Source organism: Pseudonocardia hispaniensis, assembly GCF_042658695.1.
GTDB classification, from domain to species: domain Bacteria; phylum Actinomycetota; class Actinomycetes; order Mycobacteriales; family Pseudonocardiaceae; genus Pseudonocardia; species Pseudonocardia hispaniensis.
In genome coordinates this window covers 50,859-67,175 of the sequence record NZ_JBHSQW010000002.1, presented here as the reverse complement: position 1 = coordinate 67,175, position 16,317 = coordinate 50,859, and the positions used below count along the sequence as shown (strand labels likewise).

The following is a 16,317-nucleotide window of genomic DNA, read 5'->3' as shown; positions in this document are numbered from 1 at the left end:
TCACCACCGGCGCGGTGTCCTGGCGGGTGGGTGTCAGCGATTTTGACGCCCCTCCCCCTCGGGCTCGTCACGCTGGGTGATCACGTGTTGATCGTGGTTGATGTGGTGGTCAGCGGGCTCGTGCGCGGGCTGCGGCTGATTCGCGTCGGGTCTTCTCGTCGTGGTGGGTCGCGCAGAGCGTCTGCAGGTTCGTCGGGTCGTAGCGTCGCGTCGGGTCGATCGAGAGCGGCTCGATGTGGTCCACGTCGGTGCCGAGTGCTCCGCAGACGCGGCAGAGCGGCTCGGTGGCGAGGTGCGCGGCGCGGAGTCGGCGCCATCGTCGTGTGGATCCGGTCGACCACGAGCTGGGCTTGCGCTGCCATGGTTGTGGCGTGCAGGTTTCGCAGCGGCCGTTGTGGGCGGCGCCGCAGCGTGGGCAGGCGCGCGGCGGACGGCGGGGCATCGCGTCTCCGTTCGTGCGCGGCCGGTTGGGTCGGCGGTCGGCGTGGGAGCAGCTCGGCGTGTCGGTGGGCCTGGGCAGGCAGGGTCACGGGGGTGCCGGTCCGGGGCCCGGGTGGCGTCCTGCCCGGGGGGTGCGTCACCGGGCCCCACCTCGGGTGACGGGGGCCGGGGGTTTGGGGAGGGGGGTGGCTTCTGCGGCCGGGGCGGGGGTGATTAGCCGGGGGGCGGTTGTGCCCCGGGGGGTGATCCGATAGGACCGGACCAGGTGCTTGCTTCTCGAGGGGGTCGTGTGGCGTTCAAGCGGTCGGATTCGTCGAAGTTGCCGCTGGTTTTCTCTACGGCGGCTGGTGCGCTTGAGCTGAAGGTCGATCGCGTGGAGCACACGATCTCGGATCGCCGATCGGTGACGATCCCGATCGCTGGCGCGGAGGCCGCGGTGACGCGCGGCGAGGACATCGACAAGCGGTTTACTGGGACACGGGTGGCGGCTGGCGCGGCGGCGGGTCTGGTGTTCTTGCCGCTGGCGGCGTTCGCGTTGGTCCGGAAGAAGGAGGGGCACGTCTATTTGACGATCACGGGAGCGGACGGTGAGTCGGCGATCGTGAAGCCGTTGCGGGTGAAGCAGGAGGCGCGGGCTCGGCAGTTCGCCGCGGAGTTCAACACCTGGTCGGCGAGGTTGGGTGGGTCGGCTGCCGTCTGACCGGCTGCCTGGTTAGCAGCGTCAGGAGCTGGTTTCGTGCAGGTACAGCCACCGCTCGAGCAGGAGGTCGATGTCGTGGCGCAGCCGCGCGGCGGTGCGGGGCGCGTGGCCGGCGGAGCGCGCGATGCGGTCGCGGTTGGCGAGGATGTGCCGTTCGACGGTCTCGAGGTTGGGGCAGTGGTAGCTGGCTTCGAGCCCGGCGAGGCGGGTGAGGACTTGTTCGGCGGGGTCGGCAGCGAACATGCTCATCGGCCTCATCTCGCATCCGAGAGTGGCTGGGCCAGGACGTGGTCGGCGAGCCGGTTGGTGAGCCCGGCGCGGTCGAGGAGGTACCCGAATTCGGCCCAGGCGAGGAGCTCGTGGGCGATGAGTTCGCCGACGGGGCCGGGGTAGATCTTTTTGGCGTGGTGGGCGGCGGCGCGGATCCGTAGGAGCTGGTGGGGTTCGAGCTTCGGTGGCCGGTGCAGCGGCGGGGTGTCGCTGGTGTAGACGGGCGCCGGGGTGGTGAGCGTGGTGGGGGTGGCCGCGCCGAGGACGGGTCCGATCACGATCGCCTCCCGTAGCCCTTGACGGCGGGTCGCTTTCCCCAGAGCACAGGTTTGTCTAGCCACTTGACTTGAATGTGTCTAGCGGCTAGACTTAGCATCATGAAGCCGATGCCCACCAAGGACCTCCGCAAGCTCCTCCGCGCAAAAGGCTGCGTGGAAGGCGGAGGCAAGGGCTCCCACGAGAAGTGGACAGCCCCCGGTGGTCACAGCACCACGCTCAAAGCGAGCGCGAAAGACCAGGCCCCCGGCACACTCCGCAAGATCCAGGAAGCCCTGGCCCCGGAGTTCGGAGACCGATGGATCGAGGAGACACAGTGAGCTACCGCGTCGAAGCCGAATGGGACGACACCGGCTGGTGGGTCGTCACCGTCCCCGACGTCCCCGGCGCCATCACTCAGAGCCGCCGGCTCGATCAGGTGCCCGCAGACGCCGCCGAGGTCATCGAGATTCAAACCGGGGAACCCGTCAACCCCGACTCGCTCGTTGTCTATCCCAGCCTTCCCGGAGAAGCGGGTGAGGCCGCGGCCGAGGCCCGGCGGCTGCGCGCCGAAGCGCATGAGTTGAGCGAACGAGCCAGCGAGCGCACCCGGGCGGCCGTTGACCTGTTGCACCGTCGCGGGTTCCCACTGCGGGACATCGGCAAGCTGACCGGGATCACCTATCAGCGCGCCCAGCAGCTCGTGAAGAGCTGAGACACCGAAGCCCGGACCCTCATACTCAGGAGGTTCCGGGCTTCGGGCACACCCCGCCCACTGGCATCAGTATGCACGTGCACGCCGCTCGGCGTCCACGCGGCGCGCCTCGCCCACCCGAACCCGGATCTTCCCGCCCTCCGGATAGGAGGGCAGGACACCGTCGGCCACCCACTTGTAGACGAGGCGCACCGAGCAGCCGACGATGTCCGCGGCGTCCGCGACGGACACGAAGTCCTCGTCGGCGGCGAGCGCGACGGCCGGCCGCAGCCACGTCTCCCCCACCGCGACGGCGGCCTGCTCGATCGCCGCGGCGGCGTCGGGGTCGACCTGGTGTAGGGCGTCGCGGAAGGTGCGGGCGACCTGGCGGGCGCGGTCGACGGGCAGGTCCCCGGGGAACGGCCACGACGTCATGCCGCCGTCGCCTCCCTAGCCGCGGCCTGCTCGACGGCGAGCGTGGCCTGGACGAGCCAGTCGTAGTGCCGTTCGTCGATCGTCCGACCGCGGCACTGGTCGCTCTCGCAGTGGACGTGGGCGGCGCCGTTGTCCCGGACGAGGGTCCGCTGCCAACACCAGGGGCAGCGGGCCGGGAGCCGGTGCACGAGCCGGGTGCGGCCCAGCCGCTGATACACGCGGTGGTGCAACTGCGACAGGCACAAGGCGCCGTCGACGCCGTCGCGCACGGTCGTGGCCCGGATCGGCTCGTGCGGCCACCGGTCGGCGCGTTCGAGGATCTGCCAGGCACCCGGACCCGGGTCGGATTCGTGCTGGATCGCCCATGCCGGCTGTCCGTCCTTGGTCCAGGCCGGGTGCTCCTGGGCCGGCAGCGCGACGAGGGTATCGACGGTCTTGGTGAGCAGGTCGACGCAGCGCTGCACGCGGGGCCCGAGCCGCATCGCGCGCAGCTGCTGGCCGCTGGGCCAGTCGATGCCGAGGGCCTCGGCGACCGGTTCGGCCCAGGCCTGGGTTTCGTGGTCGATCTCGGCGCGGAGCGCGTCGAGGCCGAGCCGCAGCGGCGTCGGGGGTTCGCGGGTGGCCGCGACCTTGTCGCCGCTGACGGCGCCGTCGCGGGCGATGCGCATGGTGAGATCGGCGACGTCGCCCTTGAGGTGGGCGATGTCGTAGCCGATGGCCCGGACGCAGCCGGGGCACAGCCCGTACTCGGTGGCGATCAGGGCACCGACCCAGGTGACGGTGTCCGCGGGCGGGGTGTGGTGGTAGCCGCAGCCGCCGTCTTCGTCGCAGGGGTGGTGCGGGCCGCGGCCGTGACAGGTGCAGCCGCAGTTCTCCCAGCCGGTGGTGTGCATGATCGTTTTCTGGCGGTCGACGCAGCGGGCGCCGCGGCGGCAGCGGTGATCGGTCACGGCTTCTCTCCCGCTTCTGGGTCGATGCTGTGCTCGACGAGGCTGATGGGCAGCGGCGTGGCGAAGCTGTAGTCGGGTTGTGGTGGGCGGCGGCCGGTCACGATGTAGCAGGCCATGTCGATGAGGTCTGCGGCGGTGATGTTCTCGTTGCCGACGGCGATTCGGTGGGCGGTGTCGAGCGCGGCGGCGCGTTCCTGCTGCTCGGGGCTGAGTCGGTCGGTCGGCGTCACAGGATCACCTTGGCGATGGTGCGGTTCTCGGCGGCGTGACGGCGCAGCTGCCAGCGCGTGACCCACCGCCACCAGGGCAGGGCGGCGGCGATCTGCTCCCACTGGTAGGCGTCACGCACGAGGCTTGAGTCCCAGGCGCGGCTGCGGGTCCAGCCGGTCAGCGGGCCGTCGGCGAGGTGGCGGGTTGTCCAGACCCAGCCGCTGCCGCAGGTCTTGCAGCACCAGACGCGGCGGCCGGTGGCGTGACGGGGTGGAGCGCATCGATGTTGGGTGGTGGCGACGGCTGCTGTGTTGACCACACGACAGATCGTAGCCAGCGGGCGGGTCTTTCCGCTGGTGGCGGGCCGCGCCGGCATGGGCTTTCCACATGTGGAAAGATTGAGGTATCTTTCCACATGTGGAAAGCCACACCGCTAGCCTTTCCGGATGTGACAAGCCCCGAGGAGACACGTGCGTTGATGAACCTGGCCGATCTCCTCAGCAAGGACCTGTCGCAGGTCGAGACCGAGGAGCTGGTGGCCGGGATCCGGGACGCCGAGCTGACCGGCAGCCAGGCCCCGAGCTGGAGCGCCGAGCTGATCCGCGAGCTGCGCCGCCGCAGGGTGTCCTGGCCGCAGATGGTCGCGATGACCGAGCTGCCGCAGACCACGCTCTGGCGGCGCGTCAACAAGACGATCTAGCTCGCCCGGCCACTCCTGTCCGACGCGCTACTGCGCGCACGGCGATCCTCCTCGGCGTCGCCGGGTCTCTCGCCGGGAACGTGACGTGGGCGCTGCCCCGCTCGGGGGTGCTCGTCGGGGTCGGCGTGTTCATGTCGTTGGTGCTGCCCGTCGCTGTCCGGCTGTGGCGGGCGTCGGATGGTGTGACCGGCTGGGCCCGGGTCGAGCGGGCTGCCGTGATGTCGTTCATCTGCGGTGGTGCCGCGCTCTACACCCTCGTGCACGTGACTTTGCTGCTGCACGAGGAGGGGCTGCCCTGGCTGATCGCGTGGGTGCCTGGCGCGGTGATGGAGGCGTTGGTCGTGATGGCTGCGCGGGCTGCCGCGCCGCCAGCGACGTCGACGGCCCGGCGTGACGCCCCGCCACGGTGTGACATCCCGCAGGCAGGACAGGTGGCGCAGGCCGAGGAGAAGGCACCGGCGGCGCGTGATGCGCACCTGACCGAGCCCACTGCCCCGGTCGTGACTTCATCAGCCGCTCCCGAGGCGGTCGCGGACGTCGTCAAGGAGACCCCCGAGGAACGGCGCCGCCGGTTGGCCCGCGAACGGCAGCAGCGCGCCCGGGCCCGCAAACGCGCCCAGGAGAACAAGACGCCCGCCGTCGTGGCGGCGTGACCCGAGGGAAGGGAAACCCGATCGTGACCGACACGACGACCCACCGTGACAGCGTCGAGGCGCTGCTCGCGGCGCTGCTGGTGGCGGCCCCGCTGGCCGCCGGGCTCACGGCGTATCTGCTGCTCGGCTGGTGGGCGGGCCTGGCCGCGCTCGCGGCCACTGGGGTGGTGGCCGGGTGGGTGTGCCGCCGCCACACCCCGACCACCGATCCCTGGTGTGACCGGTGACCGCGGCGACGGTGCGGGCGGTGCTACCGGCCGCCGTGACTGGGCTGGCCGCCGTGACGTTCTGGGGGATCGCGCTCGCCGCCGGCCCGTGGTGGATGTGGCTGCTCCCGGTCGTGGCCGGCGCGGTGGCCGCGGCGTGGGTGTGGCTGGGTGGGCTGGTCGCCGACCAGCGCGCCGACCTCCGGCAGCTGCGCTGCGCCCCCGACGGCTGCCGCTGCCTCCGCCACACCGCCGCGGCAACGACACGGACGAGGGAGGTGGCCTGATGGCCGCGGAGATGCTGGAGATGCGGTTCAAGCGGGACGGCTACACCCGCGAGGAGTGGGCGGCGTTCGTCGACCCCACCGACGGGGCGGCGCTGCGGGCGGCGCTGCTGTCCGCCGTGGCGCGGGAGGGCTGGCCCGACCCGGAGCGGATCCTTCCCCACTGCGTGCTGATCTGGCGGCGCCAGCGCGGCGGCGGGGGCTGGACGCGGTTCACGGCGGCGCGGTGATGGCCGGCCGCCGCTGGGACCGCAGCGCGGCCCGCGCCGCCCGCCGGCGGGCCCGCTACCTGGATTTGATCACCGCGGCGCACGTGCCGTCGAGGCGGATCGCCTACGCCGCGGACTACGTGCGGGCGTTGATCGCGGGCGCGGACCCGCAGGTCGCGGTGGCCGTCGGGGAGCAGGTCGTCGAGTACCTGCTGACGACGGCGGAGGCGTTGGAACCGACCAAGGGAGGTAGGCGGTGACGTATGTGTCGCTGCGTGATGGGACAGGGGACAGGCCAGGCGAGGGGTCAGGCCCGGGTGCTCGCGCCGACGCGCGGGCGACGCGCGCGCGCACGCGAGGCCCGATCGTAGCCCACGCCGCGGCGGTCACGGAGCGTGTCCGGCGGGTGCCGTTGCGACCGCTGGACCAGATCATCGGGACCTCGGTCGAGTCCGTCAGAGCGCAGTTCGACCAACACGTCGACCGGTCAGGCGGACCGGTCGCCTGCTGGCCATGGAGCGGCACGCGCAACAAGAAAGGGTACGGCCGCTTCAAGCACGCCCTCGCCCATCGAGTCGCGTACAAGCTGGCGACCGGCACAGACCCGGGCCAATTCCTGGTCTGCCACACCTGCGACAACCCGCCGTGCTGCAACCCGACACACCTGTTCCTCGGCGATGATCGGAGCAACCAGCACGACTCGAAGATGAAGGGCAGACGCAGGATCGACCTGTTCTTCATCAAGAGTCGGATCTCGGACGAACAGCGCGCGGACCTCCTGGAGCGGTGGGAACGCGGCGAGTCGTCCGCGGATCTGGCGGCGCGCTTCGGCCTGAGCGCCTCGCGAGTGATGGAGATTGCCGCAGAACACGGCGCGCGAGCCCCGTGGCAACGGCGCGGATTCTTGAACTCCCGTCAGCGCCTGAGCGATGCCGACGTAGCCGAGATTCGACGCGCGCATGGAGCCGGTGAGGCAACCCAGCGAGTTCTTGCACTCAAGTTCGGGGTTTCAGCCTCGCTCGTAGGACTGATCATCCAAGGGAGGCGGCGCTGATGGCGTCGAAGAACCGGCCCAGGCTGGTCCAAGCGCTCGTGGCTCCACTCACCGAGTCCCGCAAGCCGGTGGAGCCAGGCGAGACGATCAAGGTCAAGCAACGATCAACGTGGAACCAAGCTCCGCCGAGCCTCGCAGCTCTCGCTTCATACACGGCGGCGGGCGAATGGGTGCCAGGTGAGCAGGCCCCGGTCCTGGAATTCATGGGGAAGGTCTACGGATACGGCGTCGCCATCCCCGTGTCGATCGCCCTGTATGCCGTCGCGTGGGTGCTGCAGCGGCCGTCGCGGCTGCTGCTGTTCGCGGTGCTCGCCCTGGTGTTGTGGGCGACGTGGTGAGGAGCGGCTGATGTTCTCTGCTGTGTCCGCCGGCGTCGGCGTCCTCGCGCTCGCCGCCGCCCTGTTCCTGTGGTGGAAACGCTCGGCGCCGAAGACGATGGCGGTGCTTTTTTTGACAGCGTCTGCCGGAGTGACCGGCGCGATCGCCGGCTGGCTCAACAACGGCGCCGCGTGGGCGACCCGCACGACCGGGTTGGCGACGGCGTACCTGTTCGGGTCGCCGGTGCCGTCGCTGCTGCTGCTGTTCGCGCTGGCGGTGTTCCTGTGGGACCTGTGGCCGCGCCACCAGGCGGGGCGGCTCACCTCGGTCGCGGCGATCGCGATCCCCCCGCTCGCGCAGGCCGCCGCGGCGGGGGCGTTCGGGGCGGCGGTGCTCTCGGCGCTGGGGTTCCTGTCCACCGCGGTCGGCAACGGCCTGAGCTTCATGTTCGGGGGCTGACCGGTGGGTTTCTTCACGACTGAACCAGTGATCGACAAGTCGTCGCGCCGATGGACCGTGGCGATGCACGAGGCTGCGCACGTGGTCGCCGCTCGACAGCTCGGCTGGACGGTCAGGTACGCGCGGATCATCAGGGACGGCGACGAAGGCGTCATGGACGACGCCCCGCCCCACGGGCGGGACAAGCGAGAGGTTGCCGTGGAGAGTGCGGTGATCTCGCTAGCTGGTATCTGCGCAAGTGCGCGCCAGCACTGGTTTCTGCCGTACGGGTGCGGGCATGACCAGCGGGATGCCCGGAAGGCCCTACGAGGCACCGGGATGTCGTTGGGTGACGCGAAGTACGAGGCCCGGCGGTTGGTCAACAAGCATTGGCGCGAGATCGAGCGTGTGGCGCGGCAGCTGTATCGCGACGGGGAGCTGTGATGCTGCTGATCCTGTGTTTCGCGGCGGCGTACGCGATCGTCGGCGCCGTCGAGCAGGGCTGGACCGATGCCCGCGCCGGGGCCCGGGCCACCACCACCCGGGCGCGCCGAGCCGCCGCCACGAAGGCGGAGCAGGTGCGGCGGCGAGGCTGGCGCTCCCCCGCCCGGTGGGCGTTGGCCGGCGGGGTCGGCGCCGGGGTGTTGGCCCGCGGCACGTGGCGGGTGACCCGCGGCGCCGGCCGGTCCCTGGGGGCGGGGTGGCGGCAGGGCTGGGAGAAGGGCAAGACCCGCGCCGTCGAACGCCGCGCGCGCCGCAGCGCTGAGCGTGACCACCGGCGTGACGACCCGGGCGCGCCGTCGTGGCGGCACTGGGTCACCGGCCGGTGCCCGCGGTGCGGGCATGCGGCGCGGCAGACCGCGGCGGAGACCGACGGCTGCGGCTGCACCAACGTGGATTGGTCGTGCCCGTGCGCGCAGCGCAACCAGCGGCGCGGGGACGTGACAGAGGACGTGACACCCGAGCCCGCCGAATCGGGCGCGGGCGCAACTGGACCGAGCATCAACGGACCTGGAGGAACCATCGTGACTCAGCACGTGACCACCGGCGAGGCGGCGACGATCGAGCAGACCCGTGAGGGTCTGTCGTCGATGGCCGCGGTCGCGACCCTGCATCTGGACACCGCCGCGGCCGCCCAGTCGGAGGCGGCGCAGTTGCGCGCCGCGGCGGAGACGATGCAGGCGAGCCTGGCCGAGGTGGACATCGACCCGCAGACGATGGCCGACATCACCGTGCTGCTGGAGGCGGCGCACAACCTGGAGGCGGCAGCGGCCGAGCTGGAGAAGGCGGCGGACGCGACCAGCACGGCGGCGCAGCGCACTCTCGACGGGCTCAACGCCCGGCACGGGCTGGTGGAGGAGGCGATCAACGCGACCGCGCACACCGCACGCACCGACTGGTACCGGCACTGATCTAAGTCATCTCCGAGGGGGCCGATCGAGTGTGGTCGGTCCCCTCCCGCGTCTAAGGGAGGTTCCAGGTGGGGCGTCGCGCACGTCGGGAGCAGCAACTGCGGGCGGCGGAGATCCGGGCCGCGTTGGCCGCTGAGCCGGAGCCGCCGCGGCCGCGGGCCACGCGGACGGGGCGGCGGCTGCTGTGGCGTGGCCGACGCATCCTGGCGCCGCTGGTGCTGCTGGCCGGTTTGTGGCTGGCCGGGTCGCTGCTGTCCGGGGAGTCCCCGGTAGCGGTGGGTGTGGCTGCGGGGGTGGTGGCGGCCGGTTGGTGGTGGATGCGGCTGCGGCACCGGCTCGACCGTGCTGTCGAGCGGGCCTACGCGGGCGCGCTGCTGGGCCTCGGCGGGGGGTGGCTGGCGTGGACCGCCGCAGCCGGGGTGGCCGCCACCGACCAGTGGCTGGTCCTTGCCGGGGCGGTAGCGGCCGTGCCGTGGTGGCAGCATCACTGGCCGCGTGATGGCCGGGACGTCTCGGAGCCGGAGATCCCAGCGACGATCCTCGAGCTGTGGGAGCAGCACGTGGCCGACCAGGGCGGCCCTGTCGCGGGAGCCCAGCTGTACGAGCCGGGGGTGACCGAGCACGGCCGGTCGTGGTCGGTTCAGCTGGTGCCCGGACGCCAGCCCCTGGCACGGGTACTCGCGCGGCTGCCGGAGATCTCCCAGGGGCTACGGCAGCCGATCGACCGGATCGTGCTCGAGCAGCACCCCGACACCAACGATCCGTCGATCGCCCGGCTGCAGATCATCGACCGGTCCCCGATCCAGGACACCGTGTGGTTCGACCGGCCACGGTGCGAGGACGGGCGGCTCCTGCTCGGCCCGCACGCCGACGGCATCGGCGAGGCCACCTGGCGGCTCTACACCACCAACAGCATCTGGGGAGGTTTCGTTCTCGGCGGATCAGGCTCGGGAAAGTCCAGGTTGCTCGAAGCTATGGCGGTGGCAGCGCGGGCGATGGGCCACACGCTGATCATCTATTTGGACGGGCAGGACGGCGCGTCGAGCCCGATCCTCGCCAAGCACGCCACCTGGGCTGGCGGGCCAGCGGAGGCTCAGATGATCCTGGGCGCGCTGGAGCGGGGCATGGCGATCCGGCAGAAGCACAACCGGGTGCACGAGCTGGCCGGGTTCACCCCAGGCCCGGAGCTACCAGGGGTGCTGTGCATCGTCGATGAATGCCACCGGATCTTCGACTCGCGGACGGCGGTGCGGTGGGCGGCGGTAGCACGGGAGGGCCGCAAGATCGGGGTCGCGGTCCTAGCCGCCTCGCAGCACTCCGGGCTGGAAACGTTCGGGCACAGCGAGCCGCTCCGGTCGTCGCTGTTGGCCGGGAACGGGGTCGCGCTGCGTACCGTGTCGAAGATGGCCGGCCACCTCATCCCCGGCCTCGAGCTGGACCCGTACGAGCTGCCGGTGCTCCCCGGGTTCGGGTACCTGGTGGCGGCGCCCGGGTCGGGGGCGCGGACGGCGCCGTTCCGGGCCCGGTATCTGCCGGACGCGAAGGACGCCGCCGAACGAGAGCTGCCGGTGCCGACGGTGGAGGACTGGTTCACCACGACGGCGGACGCTCCGTTGGATGAGATGACGGCGCGGGCGTTCGGCCCGGACTTCACCGCCCGGCACGAGCGGGCCGCGGCGTTGCGGGCGGCGGACCTGGCCGAGATCTCCGGCGCGCAGCTGGTGAGGGCACCGGCTGTGGTGGAGGCGGCGACAACGCGCGACCAGGTGGTAACGCTGCTCGCCAACGGACCGATGAAGCGGCAGGACTTGATCGACCAGACTGGCCGATCAGCATCCGCGGTGAAGCTGGCGCTGCGGGAGCTGCTCGAGGGCCGACGGGTACGGCGCACCGACACACACGGTGTCTACGAGCTCATCGCGGCTCAGGAGGGAACGACCAGGTGAGCAGCGAGCCGCCGATCAGCATCGAACTCCTTCGCCAGATCCGCGAGTTGCGCCAGATGGGCTTCGACGCTTCGTACAGTAGCAAGCCTCCCCCGCGGTTCGGGCCGGGCATCATCCGCGGCCCCAAGAGGGCGAAGACCGACAGGCTCGTGGACTTTCTGTGCGCGCGGCTCGACGAGAACGAGCAATCAGCCCAGGAGCGGCAGGACTCGGATCCAGCGCTGGCTGACGTGGCCGCGAAGCGGCGGATCGTCGACGATTTCGCGGACACGCGCGCCGACACCCAGGTGGGCGACCCGTACTACGACGGCTACCTCGATGCGATCGAGAAGGCGGCGCTGATGCTCGCCCAGCCGTACCGTGACCACCCAGACTTCCACCCCTCCTGGGAGCGGCGCGCCAGATGATGTTCGCCGTTCCTCGTCCATCAGGAGGCCGAGGCAGGCCGTAGGTTCGTACAACCACAGCCGCTCAACGACAGCTGGCCAGCAGGGACGGAGGATGGACAGTGGGCAAGGCGACACCGATCCGGACGGAGCCGCTGGTGGAGTTCCTGCAGGCGCGGCTCGACGAGGACGAGCGCATCGCGCGCGCGGCCGGCGGGGATGCCTTGGAGCTCACCGATGTCGACGATCCCGACCGCATACTCGTCGGTCGCGGTCGGGCTGTCGGCGAGCACGTCGTCCGCCACAACCCGGAGCGGGTGCTGGTCGAAGTGACGGCGAAACGGCAGATCCTCGAGCTGTACCACCGAGCGTGCGACCCGAACCACGGTGAGCCGTCGGCCGAGAAAGCGCTGCGGCAGGCCGTCGAGGCGCTCGCGCAGCCGTATCGCGCTCACCCTCACTTCCACCCGGCCTGGCTGATGGAGGATTGATTCACCGCTTCTCGGTGGACCATCCTGCGCACAACAAGATCCCCACTAGGTTCGAAGGCCAAGGTGGGGATCTTGTTGTCCCTGGTCAGCAGCCGGGCGTGGACGGGTCCTGGCTACACAGCCACTCCCACTGCGTCTCCCCCGACGACGCACCCTCCACCGGCGTCGAGGTGCCGAACGGCGAGCCGCCGAGGTCGGAGAATGCCTGCTGCAGCTGGACGGCCTTCACCCCCGCCCAGATGACGATCGCGATGAACAGCAGCGACGCGAGCGAGGTGAGCACGTAGGCGGTGGCACGCAGAACGTTCATGATCCCCCTTTGGTCCGGTTGCATGGTCATCGCGGTCATCCCCAGCCGCGTTTCGCGCTGACCAACTGGCCGCCGTAGATGCCGGTCGAGTACGGGTCGGCCTCGGCGGCGGCGAGGCACTCGACCCGGACGGGGCAGCGGGCGCAGAACACGGCGGCCCGGGCGAGGTCACCGCCGGTTTCGGGTGGCCCGAACCAGCGGGGGTTCGCGGCGGCGGACGCGCAGGCCGCGCGAGCTCGCCAGTCGTCCTCGGTCGGCACCAACGTGACACGGCGGGTCACGCCACCACCACCTCCTCGTCCTCGGTGAGCTCGCCGAGGAGGTCCACGGTCTTGTACGCGGACGGTTTCCACGCCGGGGTCCACCGCCAGGCGCCGCCCCACAGGCCCTCGTAGCGGTGAGCGTCGGCCTCGGCGGCGCACTCGTCCGCGACCGGGCAGGCTGCGCAGTACACCGTCGCGGCCAGCCGCGCCACCGCGGGCGGCGGGTGCGGCCGCTCGTCCACATCGGCGGGGTCGAACACCCCTGGGCCCGCGTCGCGGCAGGCGGCGTCCAGCCGCCAGGACCAGTCCGCGATGGGGCGTTCCTGCGGCGGGCGGTGGGCGTGCCCGAGGCTGTCAGCCAGGTCCCGGCCGGGGTTGCGGCGGAGCCAGGTGAGACACGACGTGCAGTGGTGGGGGTCGTCGGTGACGCGGACGACGCCGGGGATGTCGCATCCCACGGGGGCCATGGCGCGGTGGCAGCCGGCGCAGAGCCCGACGATGGCGGTGACGTTGCTGGATCGTTTCGGGGCCATCAGGCGGTCCTCCTGGGTTGGCATGCGGCGGCGACCCGGGGGTCGAACGCCCGGGTCCAGGCCAGCCGCTCCGACAACGTGGTGTCCTCGTCGACCTGGGCGGCGAGCACGGTGGCGAGTGCCTCGTACGGGTCAACCCCTGGCGGTGGGGTGATCGACAGGCTGGTCCGGACGGCGGCCCGGAGGGCGGGGACGTCGCCGTTGCGGACGGCGGCGATGATCGGCAGGGTGGAGATCGCGAGCGCGTTCGCGTACTCGGGGCCAGTCACGCGGACTCCTCGAGCTCGGTGATGCTGGGCATCGCGAGGTCGTGCTCGCGCCACAGATCGGCCGCGCAGCGGCGGCCCCGCTCGAAGCGGTAGACGGCGTCGGCGATGGCCCGCCACACCCGCCCGCGCTCCGGGCGCTCCGGGCGGGTCGGTTCCCCCCGCTTGCCGAGCACGGTGCGCACCCGGTCCCCGGCCGGTGGCTGGTTGCGGGACACCAGGATCACGGTGGGGGTGCCGTGCCCGGGGATGTAGGCACCCGACGTGTCGATGACCCACTCGAAGTGGATCGTCGGGAAGAACCGCTCGATCAGGGGGCGCCCGAACTCGCGTTTCATGAACGAATTCGCGGTGATCCGGGCCACCCACCCACCCGGTTTCGCCAGCCGGTGCAGCAGCGGCTCGAACGGCACCGCCAGGCTGTACCGCCCGGAACACACCTGCCGGTAGGCGCCCCGGATCGCGTCCCGCTCAACCGGGTCCTTCACCGTCACATACGGCGGGTTGGCGACCACCACGTCGTAGCGGCCGTCGGCGAGGATCCCCGGGAACAGGTGCGCGTCCGCGTGCGGCCCACCCGGCGGGGTCAGATCGGCTGGCGCCGGGTCGACCGCGAACAGGGCCCCGTCCTCGGCCGGCGCGGTCTCCCGGTAGAGCAGGCTGTTCGCCGCCGCCACCTGGATCGGCAGATCGGGCGGGGCCTCATCCAGGCGGCAGCGCAGCCACCGGCACGCCTCGACCAGCAGCCGGTACCGGGCGATCGCCACCGCGAACGGGTCCACATCCACCCCGTGCACCACGGCGAGCGCATCCCGCACCCGCGCCTCCCGGTCCCGCAGCTGCGAGTCGACGAACGCCGCCTGGAGCAGGTCGACCAGGAGGTGCCCGGTGCCGCACGCCGGATCGATCGCCCGCACCGGCAGTGGCGCCGGCGCCTCGGGATAGGGGTCCCGGTGCAGGGCGTGCACCGCGTTGTCCCAGGTGCAGGTGAGCAGCAGCCGGGACACGAATTCGGGGGTTTGGCACAGGGCGCGGCCCTTGCGGGCCTCCGTCGACTCGGCCTGGTAGAGCTCGCCGAGGTAGCGGGTGCACCAGTCCGCCGACGGCGGCGGCGGCGCGGCCTCGACATCCACCGGCAGGTCGGCGGCCGGGTTGTAGCGCGGGTCGGCGAACCCGGCCAGCGCTGGATGCGCCTCGGCCAGCACCGTGTCGGGTTTGAGCAGCCCGGTCGCGCGGGCGTGGCGGGTGGCTGCGGCGGTGACCGCCTGCGCGGCCGTGTGGCTTTCGGCAAGCCGCGGCTCGATGTCGGCGGTCATCGGATCGTCTCCAACACGTCGGCAGCCGTCCACGCCTGGGGCCGCATAGACGGGAACAACGGGAGCCGGTGGCGGCGGGTCCACCGCCGGCCGGCGTGCTGGCAGCGCAGCCACACGACGCCGTCGTAGACGCGGGTGACCCGCACGAACACCTGGGCACCGTCGGGTTGGGTCCAGATGAGCCGCTGACCGGGATACGGGGCGGTGTCGAGAGCGAGACCGAGCTGCTCGATGCCGGCGCCGGTCACAGGGCACCCCCGGCCGGGAACATGCCGTCGGTCCAGGCGGCCTCCCACACCCGGGTTTCGTGGTCGGCGGGGACGATGTCCCAGGTCGCGGCCAGAAAGCTGCGCAGCACGGCGACAGGCAGGGGCAGCGCCATCCGGCCCGATGGGGACGACAGCACGAGCTCGACCCGTTCCTCCTCGGCGGCGAGGTCGGGGAGGACCGACACGTCGCCGAGCCCGGCCGGGGCGTCGAGGCCCGCGGCGAGCAGATCCCGGGCGAACACCCACGCCGCCCCGGGAGCCGCCCCGGGAGCGGTGAGGGTGACCTCGTGCGGGCGGGTGGGCCGCCAGGTGAGGATCACCTGCACGGGCGGGTACACGCGGCCGCCGGCGAGCGGGTAGGGGTGCAGGACGGTCTGGACTTCGTTCACCGGGCACCTCCGGCGGCCAGGACGGCGGCGGCGATCAGCCGCACGTTGACCGGGTCGCACGCGGTGATCGCCTCCCCGAGCCAGTCGCGGGCGAGCGAGCAGGCGACCTGCAGCACGCCGAGCTCGGACGGGGTGTCGAAGATCGGGCCGAGACTCGCTGGCTGGGTGTGCGGGTTGTGGGCCAGCAGCTCCAGCGCCTCCCAGTCGGGGTAGGCGTAGGCAGGGCCTTCGTCGCTGGCTGGTGCCCAGTCGATCAGCCGTCGGAACGGGACGCGGTCCAACCAATGCGCGTGGGCGATCAGCAGCTCCACGGCGGCGGTCACGGTGAGATCACCCTCGGCGTAGCGGCGCAACCCGGCCATGAGGTCGTCGGTGGGGATGTCGAGGGCGTTCACAGCAGGCCGCCGAGGATGAACAGGCTGGTGAGGAACAGCCCGACCGCGACGAGGGTGGCGACGCCGATCAGGGCTCCGACCCAGAACGCGGTGTCGTCCACGAGCGGCACGAGCCGGTCGGGGTAGTGGGCACGTCGGTGCATGGTGTGTCTCCTTGGTCGGTTGGTGTGAGTGCCGTCGCGGGGACTGCATCCCCCGGTTCGACCCGCGACGGCACCCGCTCTAGGGGGCGCTGCGACCCACAGAGGTGGGTTCCGCACCGCTGCTTTCGCCGCACGCGGCCGGACGCTCGGCGCCGCAAGGGTTGGGGCCCCGGAAACGTCCTGCGCGTTTTTGGACGGTGTTATGGCCGATTTGGGCAAGCGCCTGGTCCAGCCTGGCGATATCCAGGGGCGGGTCGGCGACGAGGTATGCCCGCCACGCGGCGAGCATCTCCGCCAGCACGTCCCCCACCGGCGTCGGACCACCTCGGCCCAGCACGGTCAGGAGCGCGTCATCCGCAGCGATCTGGGCGTGACCTGCAC

33 protein-coding genes are annotated in these 16,317 nt (G+C 71.7%); 17 read left to right on the top strand and 16 right to left on the bottom strand.

Annotated elements, in window-relative coordinates; genetic code table 11:
- Positions 1-109: 109 nt before the first annotated feature.
- Positions 110-442, bottom strand: a complete 333-nt coding sequence (locus tag ACFQE5_RS01785) for an HNH endonuclease signature motif containing protein (RefSeq protein WP_379581998.1) — start codon at positions 440-442, stop codon at positions 110-112.
- A 288-nt stretch (positions 443-730) separates the two neighbouring features.
- Here ACFQE5_RS01785 and ACFQE5_RS01780 point away from each other — a divergent pair, with 288 nt between their 5' ends.
- Positions 731-1,141 (top strand): hypothetical protein, encoded by a 411-nt coding sequence (locus tag ACFQE5_RS01780; protein ID WP_379581995.1) that lies wholly within the window; start codon positions 731-733, stop codon positions 1,139-1,141.
- Between the two features lie 21 nt (positions 1,142-1,162).
- Here the strand turns inward: ACFQE5_RS01780 and ACFQE5_RS01775 are convergent, their stop codons facing one another.
- Together ACFQE5_RS01775 and ACFQE5_RS01770 are read right to left on the bottom strand one after the other, a co-directional pair.
- Positions 1,163-1,390: a hypothetical protein gene (locus ACFQE5_RS01775; protein ID WP_379581993.1), complete on the bottom strand. Its 228-nt coding sequence runs from the start codon at positions 1,388-1,390 to the stop codon at positions 1,163-1,165.
- A gap of 5 nt (positions 1,391-1,395) precedes the next feature.
- Complete coding sequence (locus ACFQE5_RS01770) at positions 1,396-1,689, bottom strand: hypothetical protein (RefSeq protein ID WP_379581992.1); 294 nt, start codon at positions 1,687-1,689, stop codon at positions 1,396-1,398.
- A 99-nt stretch (positions 1,690-1,788) separates the two neighbouring features.
- On the opposite strand from ACFQE5_RS01770, the gene ACFQE5_RS01765 reads away from it, so the two are divergent.
- Positions 1,789-2,007 carry a type II toxin-antitoxin system HicA family toxin gene (locus tag ACFQE5_RS01765; RefSeq protein ID WP_379581991.1) on the top strand — a complete coding sequence of 73 codons (219 nt, stop codon included), beginning with the start codon at positions 1,789-1,791 and terminating at the stop codon, positions 2,005-2,007.
- Positions 2,004-2,381, top strand: coding sequence for a type II toxin-antitoxin system HicB family antitoxin (locus ACFQE5_RS01760; RefSeq protein ID WP_379581989.1), 378 nt, complete (start codon positions 2,004-2,006; stop codon positions 2,379-2,381). Before ACFQE5_RS01765 ends, ACFQE5_RS01760 begins: the two co-directional genes overlap by 4 nt.
- Before the next feature lie 66 nt (positions 2,382-2,447).
- On the opposite strand, the gene ACFQE5_RS01755 is transcribed toward ACFQE5_RS01760, so the two are convergent.
- From ACFQE5_RS01755 to ACFQE5_RS01740, 4 genes are read right to left on the bottom strand one after another with little or no spacing between them, the layout of a single operon-like run.
- Entirely contained in the window at positions 2,448-2,795 is a 348-nt protein-coding gene (locus tag ACFQE5_RS01755) for a helix-turn-helix domain-containing protein (RefSeq protein ID WP_379581987.1), read from the bottom strand.
- The gene (locus tag ACFQE5_RS01750; RefSeq protein WP_379581985.1) at positions 2,792-3,745 is read right to left on the bottom strand and encodes a hypothetical protein; all 954 of its coding nucleotides are present in this window, start codon (positions 3,743-3,745) and stop codon (positions 2,792-2,794) included. Before ACFQE5_RS01750 ends, ACFQE5_RS01755 begins: the two co-directional genes overlap by 4 nt.
- Positions 3,742-3,975 carry a hypothetical protein gene (locus tag ACFQE5_RS01745; protein ID WP_379581983.1) on the bottom strand — a complete coding sequence of 78 codons (234 nt, stop codon included), beginning with the start codon at positions 3,973-3,975 and terminating at the stop codon, positions 3,742-3,744. Before ACFQE5_RS01745 ends, ACFQE5_RS01750 begins: the two co-directional genes overlap by 4 nt.
- Positions 3,972-4,274 (bottom strand): hypothetical protein, encoded by a 303-nt coding sequence (locus ACFQE5_RS01740; RefSeq protein ID WP_379581982.1) that lies wholly within the window; start codon positions 4,272-4,274, stop codon positions 3,972-3,974. Before ACFQE5_RS01740 ends, ACFQE5_RS01745 begins: the two co-directional genes overlap by 4 nt.
- A gap of 129 nt (positions 4,275-4,403) precedes the next feature.
- Here ACFQE5_RS01740 and ACFQE5_RS01735 point away from each other — a divergent pair, with 129 nt between their 5' ends.
- The 14 genes from ACFQE5_RS01735 (at position 4,404) to ACFQE5_RS01670 (ending at position 12,052) form a co-directional block, all read left to right on the top strand.
- Complete coding sequence (locus ACFQE5_RS01735) at positions 4,404-4,655, top strand: hypothetical protein (protein WP_379581980.1); 252 nt, start codon at positions 4,404-4,406, stop codon at positions 4,653-4,655.
- An 80-nt stretch (positions 4,656-4,735) separates the two neighbouring features.
- On the top strand, positions 4,736-5,308 hold the full coding sequence (locus ACFQE5_RS01730) for a hypothetical protein (RefSeq protein WP_379581978.1): 573 nt from the start codon (positions 4,736-4,738) through the stop codon (positions 5,306-5,308).
- A gap of 23 nt (positions 5,309-5,331) precedes the next feature.
- The gene (locus ACFQE5_RS01725) at positions 5,332-5,535 is read left to right on the top strand and encodes a hypothetical protein (RefSeq protein WP_379581976.1); all 204 of its coding nucleotides are present in this window, start codon (positions 5,332-5,334) and stop codon (positions 5,533-5,535) included.
- A complete protein-coding gene (locus tag ACFQE5_RS01720) occupies positions 5,532-5,801 on the top strand; it encodes a hypothetical protein (protein ID WP_379581974.1) in 270 nt (89 codons plus the stop codon). Before ACFQE5_RS01725 ends, ACFQE5_RS01720 begins: the two co-directional genes overlap by 4 nt.
- A complete protein-coding gene (locus tag ACFQE5_RS01715; RefSeq protein WP_379581972.1) occupies positions 5,801-6,028 on the top strand; it encodes a hypothetical protein in 228 nt (75 codons plus the stop codon). The genes ACFQE5_RS01720 and ACFQE5_RS01715 overlap by 1 nt, the downstream gene beginning before the upstream one ends.
- Positions 6,028-6,267 carry a hypothetical protein gene (locus ACFQE5_RS01710; protein ID WP_379581970.1) on the top strand — a complete coding sequence of 80 codons (240 nt, stop codon included), beginning with the start codon at positions 6,028-6,030 and terminating at the stop codon, positions 6,265-6,267. Before ACFQE5_RS01715 ends, ACFQE5_RS01710 begins: the two co-directional genes overlap by 1 nt.
- Before the next feature lie 146 nt (positions 6,268-6,413).
- Entirely contained in the window at positions 6,414-7,061 is a 648-nt protein-coding gene (locus ACFQE5_RS01705) for an HNH endonuclease signature motif containing protein (RefSeq protein WP_379581968.1), read from the top strand.
- Positions 7,061-7,399 carry a hypothetical protein gene (locus ACFQE5_RS01700; protein ID WP_379581966.1) on the top strand — a complete coding sequence of 113 codons (339 nt, stop codon included), beginning with the start codon at positions 7,061-7,063 and terminating at the stop codon, positions 7,397-7,399. The genes ACFQE5_RS01705 and ACFQE5_RS01700 overlap by 1 nt, the downstream gene beginning before the upstream one ends.
- A gap of 10 nt (positions 7,400-7,409) precedes the next feature.
- Complete coding sequence (locus tag ACFQE5_RS01695; protein ID WP_379581964.1) at positions 7,410-7,838, top strand: hypothetical protein; 429 nt, start codon at positions 7,410-7,412, stop codon at positions 7,836-7,838.
- Positions 7,839-7,865: 27 nt separating this feature from the next.
- On the top strand, positions 7,866-8,261 hold the full coding sequence (locus ACFQE5_RS01690; RefSeq protein ID WP_379581962.1) for a hypothetical protein: 396 nt from the start codon (positions 7,866-7,868) through the stop codon (positions 8,259-8,261).
- Positions 8,261-9,229 (top strand): hypothetical protein, encoded by a 969-nt coding sequence (locus tag ACFQE5_RS01685; protein ID WP_379581960.1) that lies wholly within the window; start codon positions 8,261-8,263, stop codon positions 9,227-9,229. Before ACFQE5_RS01690 ends, ACFQE5_RS01685 begins: the two co-directional genes overlap by 1 nt.
- Before the next feature lie 68 nt (positions 9,230-9,297).
- Positions 9,298-11,175 carry a hypothetical protein gene (locus ACFQE5_RS01680; RefSeq protein ID WP_379581958.1) on the top strand — a complete coding sequence of 626 codons (1,878 nt, stop codon included), beginning with the start codon at positions 9,298-9,300 and terminating at the stop codon, positions 11,173-11,175.
- A complete protein-coding gene (locus ACFQE5_RS01675; protein ID WP_379581956.1) occupies positions 11,172-11,582 on the top strand; it encodes a DUF6221 family protein in 411 nt (136 codons plus the stop codon). The genes ACFQE5_RS01680 and ACFQE5_RS01675 overlap by 4 nt, the downstream gene beginning before the upstream one ends.
- A gap of 101 nt (positions 11,583-11,683) precedes the next feature.
- Positions 11,684-12,052 (top strand): DUF6221 family protein, encoded by a 369-nt coding sequence (locus ACFQE5_RS01670; protein WP_379581954.1) that lies wholly within the window; start codon positions 11,684-11,686, stop codon positions 12,050-12,052.
- An 85-nt stretch (positions 12,053-12,137) separates the two neighbouring features.
- On the opposite strand, the gene ACFQE5_RS01665 is transcribed toward ACFQE5_RS01670, so the two are convergent.
- From ACFQE5_RS01665 to ACFQE5_RS01625, 9 genes are read right to left on the bottom strand one after another with little or no spacing between them, the layout of a single operon-like run.
- Positions 12,138-12,362: a hypothetical protein gene (locus tag ACFQE5_RS01665; RefSeq protein ID WP_379581952.1), complete on the bottom strand. Its 225-nt coding sequence runs from the start codon at positions 12,360-12,362 to the stop codon at positions 12,138-12,140.
- Between the two features lie 35 nt (positions 12,363-12,397).
- A complete protein-coding gene (locus tag ACFQE5_RS01660; RefSeq protein WP_379581950.1) occupies positions 12,398-12,643 on the bottom strand; it encodes a WhiB family transcriptional regulator in 246 nt (81 codons plus the stop codon).
- The gene (locus tag ACFQE5_RS01655) at positions 12,640-13,158 is read right to left on the bottom strand and encodes a WhiB family transcriptional regulator (RefSeq protein ID WP_379581948.1); all 519 of its coding nucleotides are present in this window, start codon (positions 13,156-13,158) and stop codon (positions 12,640-12,642) included. The genes ACFQE5_RS01660 and ACFQE5_RS01655 overlap by 4 nt, the downstream gene beginning before the upstream one ends.
- Positions 13,158-13,427 (bottom strand): hypothetical protein, encoded by a 270-nt coding sequence (locus ACFQE5_RS01650; RefSeq protein ID WP_379581946.1) that lies wholly within the window; start codon positions 13,425-13,427, stop codon positions 13,158-13,160. Before ACFQE5_RS01650 ends, ACFQE5_RS01655 begins: the two co-directional genes overlap by 1 nt.
- Entirely contained in the window at positions 13,424-14,740 is a 1,317-nt protein-coding gene (locus ACFQE5_RS01645; RefSeq protein ID WP_379581944.1) for an Eco57I restriction-modification methylase domain-containing protein, read from the bottom strand. Before ACFQE5_RS01645 ends, ACFQE5_RS01650 begins: the two co-directional genes overlap by 4 nt.
- Positions 14,737-14,988 carry a hypothetical protein gene (locus tag ACFQE5_RS01640; RefSeq protein WP_379581942.1) on the bottom strand — a complete coding sequence of 84 codons (252 nt, stop codon included), beginning with the start codon at positions 14,986-14,988 and terminating at the stop codon, positions 14,737-14,739. Before ACFQE5_RS01640 ends, ACFQE5_RS01645 begins: the two co-directional genes overlap by 4 nt.
- Positions 14,985-15,398: an SsgA family sporulation/cell division regulator gene (locus ACFQE5_RS01635; protein WP_379581940.1), complete on the bottom strand. Its 414-nt coding sequence runs from the start codon at positions 15,396-15,398 to the stop codon at positions 14,985-14,987. Before ACFQE5_RS01635 ends, ACFQE5_RS01640 begins: the two co-directional genes overlap by 4 nt.
- The gene (locus ACFQE5_RS01630; protein ID WP_379581938.1) at positions 15,395-15,793 is read right to left on the bottom strand and encodes a hypothetical protein; all 399 of its coding nucleotides are present in this window, start codon (positions 15,791-15,793) and stop codon (positions 15,395-15,397) included. Before ACFQE5_RS01630 ends, ACFQE5_RS01635 begins: the two co-directional genes overlap by 4 nt.
- Positions 15,790-15,936, bottom strand: a complete 147-nt coding sequence (locus tag ACFQE5_RS01625) for a hypothetical protein (protein ID WP_379581936.1) — start codon at positions 15,934-15,936, stop codon at positions 15,790-15,792. The genes ACFQE5_RS01630 and ACFQE5_RS01625 overlap by 4 nt, the downstream gene beginning before the upstream one ends.
- Between the last annotated feature and the right edge of the window lie 381 nt (positions 15,937-16,317).

Coding starts and splice junctions, on each gene's coding strand:
- ACFQE5_RS01655 (WP_379581948.1), bottom strand. CDS start 13,158: ATGGCCCCGAAACGATCCAGCAACGTCACCGCCATCGTCGGGCTCTGC.
- ACFQE5_RS01685 (WP_379581960.1), top strand. CDS start 8,261: ATGCTGCTGATCCTGTGTTTCGCGGCGGCGTACGCGATCGTCGGCGCC.
- ACFQE5_RS01765 (WP_379581991.1), top strand. CDS start 1,789: ATGAAGCCGATGCCCACCAAGGACCTCCGCAAGCTCCTCCGCGCAAAA.
- ACFQE5_RS01645 (WP_379581944.1), bottom strand. CDS start 14,740: ATGACCGCCGACATCGAGCCGCGGCTTGCCGAAAGCCACACGGCCGCG.
- ACFQE5_RS01710 (WP_379581970.1), top strand. CDS start 6,028: ATGGCCGGCCGCCGCTGGGACCGCAGCGCGGCCCGCGCCGCCCGCCGG.
- ACFQE5_RS01715 (WP_379581972.1), top strand. CDS start 5,801: ATGGCCGCGGAGATGCTGGAGATGCGGTTCAAGCGGGACGGCTACACC.
- ACFQE5_RS01695 (WP_379581964.1), top strand. CDS start 7,410: ATGTTCTCTGCTGTGTCCGCCGGCGTCGGCGTCCTCGCGCTCGCCGCC.
- ACFQE5_RS01775 (WP_379581993.1), bottom strand. CDS start 1,390: ATGAGCATGTTCGCTGCCGACCCCGCCGAACAAGTCCTCACCCGCCTC.
- ACFQE5_RS01700 (WP_379581966.1), top strand. CDS start 7,061: ATGGCGTCGAAGAACCGGCCCAGGCTGGTCCAAGCGCTCGTGGCTCCA.
- ACFQE5_RS01785 (WP_379581998.1), bottom strand. CDS start 442: ATGCCCCGCCGTCCGCCGCGCGCCTGCCCACGCTGCGGCGCCGCCCAC.
- ACFQE5_RS01625 (WP_379581936.1), bottom strand. CDS start 15,936: ATGCACCGACGTGCCCACTACCCCGACCGGCTCGTGCCGCTCGTGGAC.
- ACFQE5_RS01665 (WP_379581952.1), bottom strand. CDS start 12,362: ATGAACGTTCTGCGTGCCACCGCCTACGTGCTCACCTCGCTCGCGTCG.
- ACFQE5_RS01755 (WP_379581987.1), bottom strand. CDS start 2,795: ATGACGTCGTGGCCGTTCCCCGGGGACCTGCCCGTCGACCGCGCCCGC.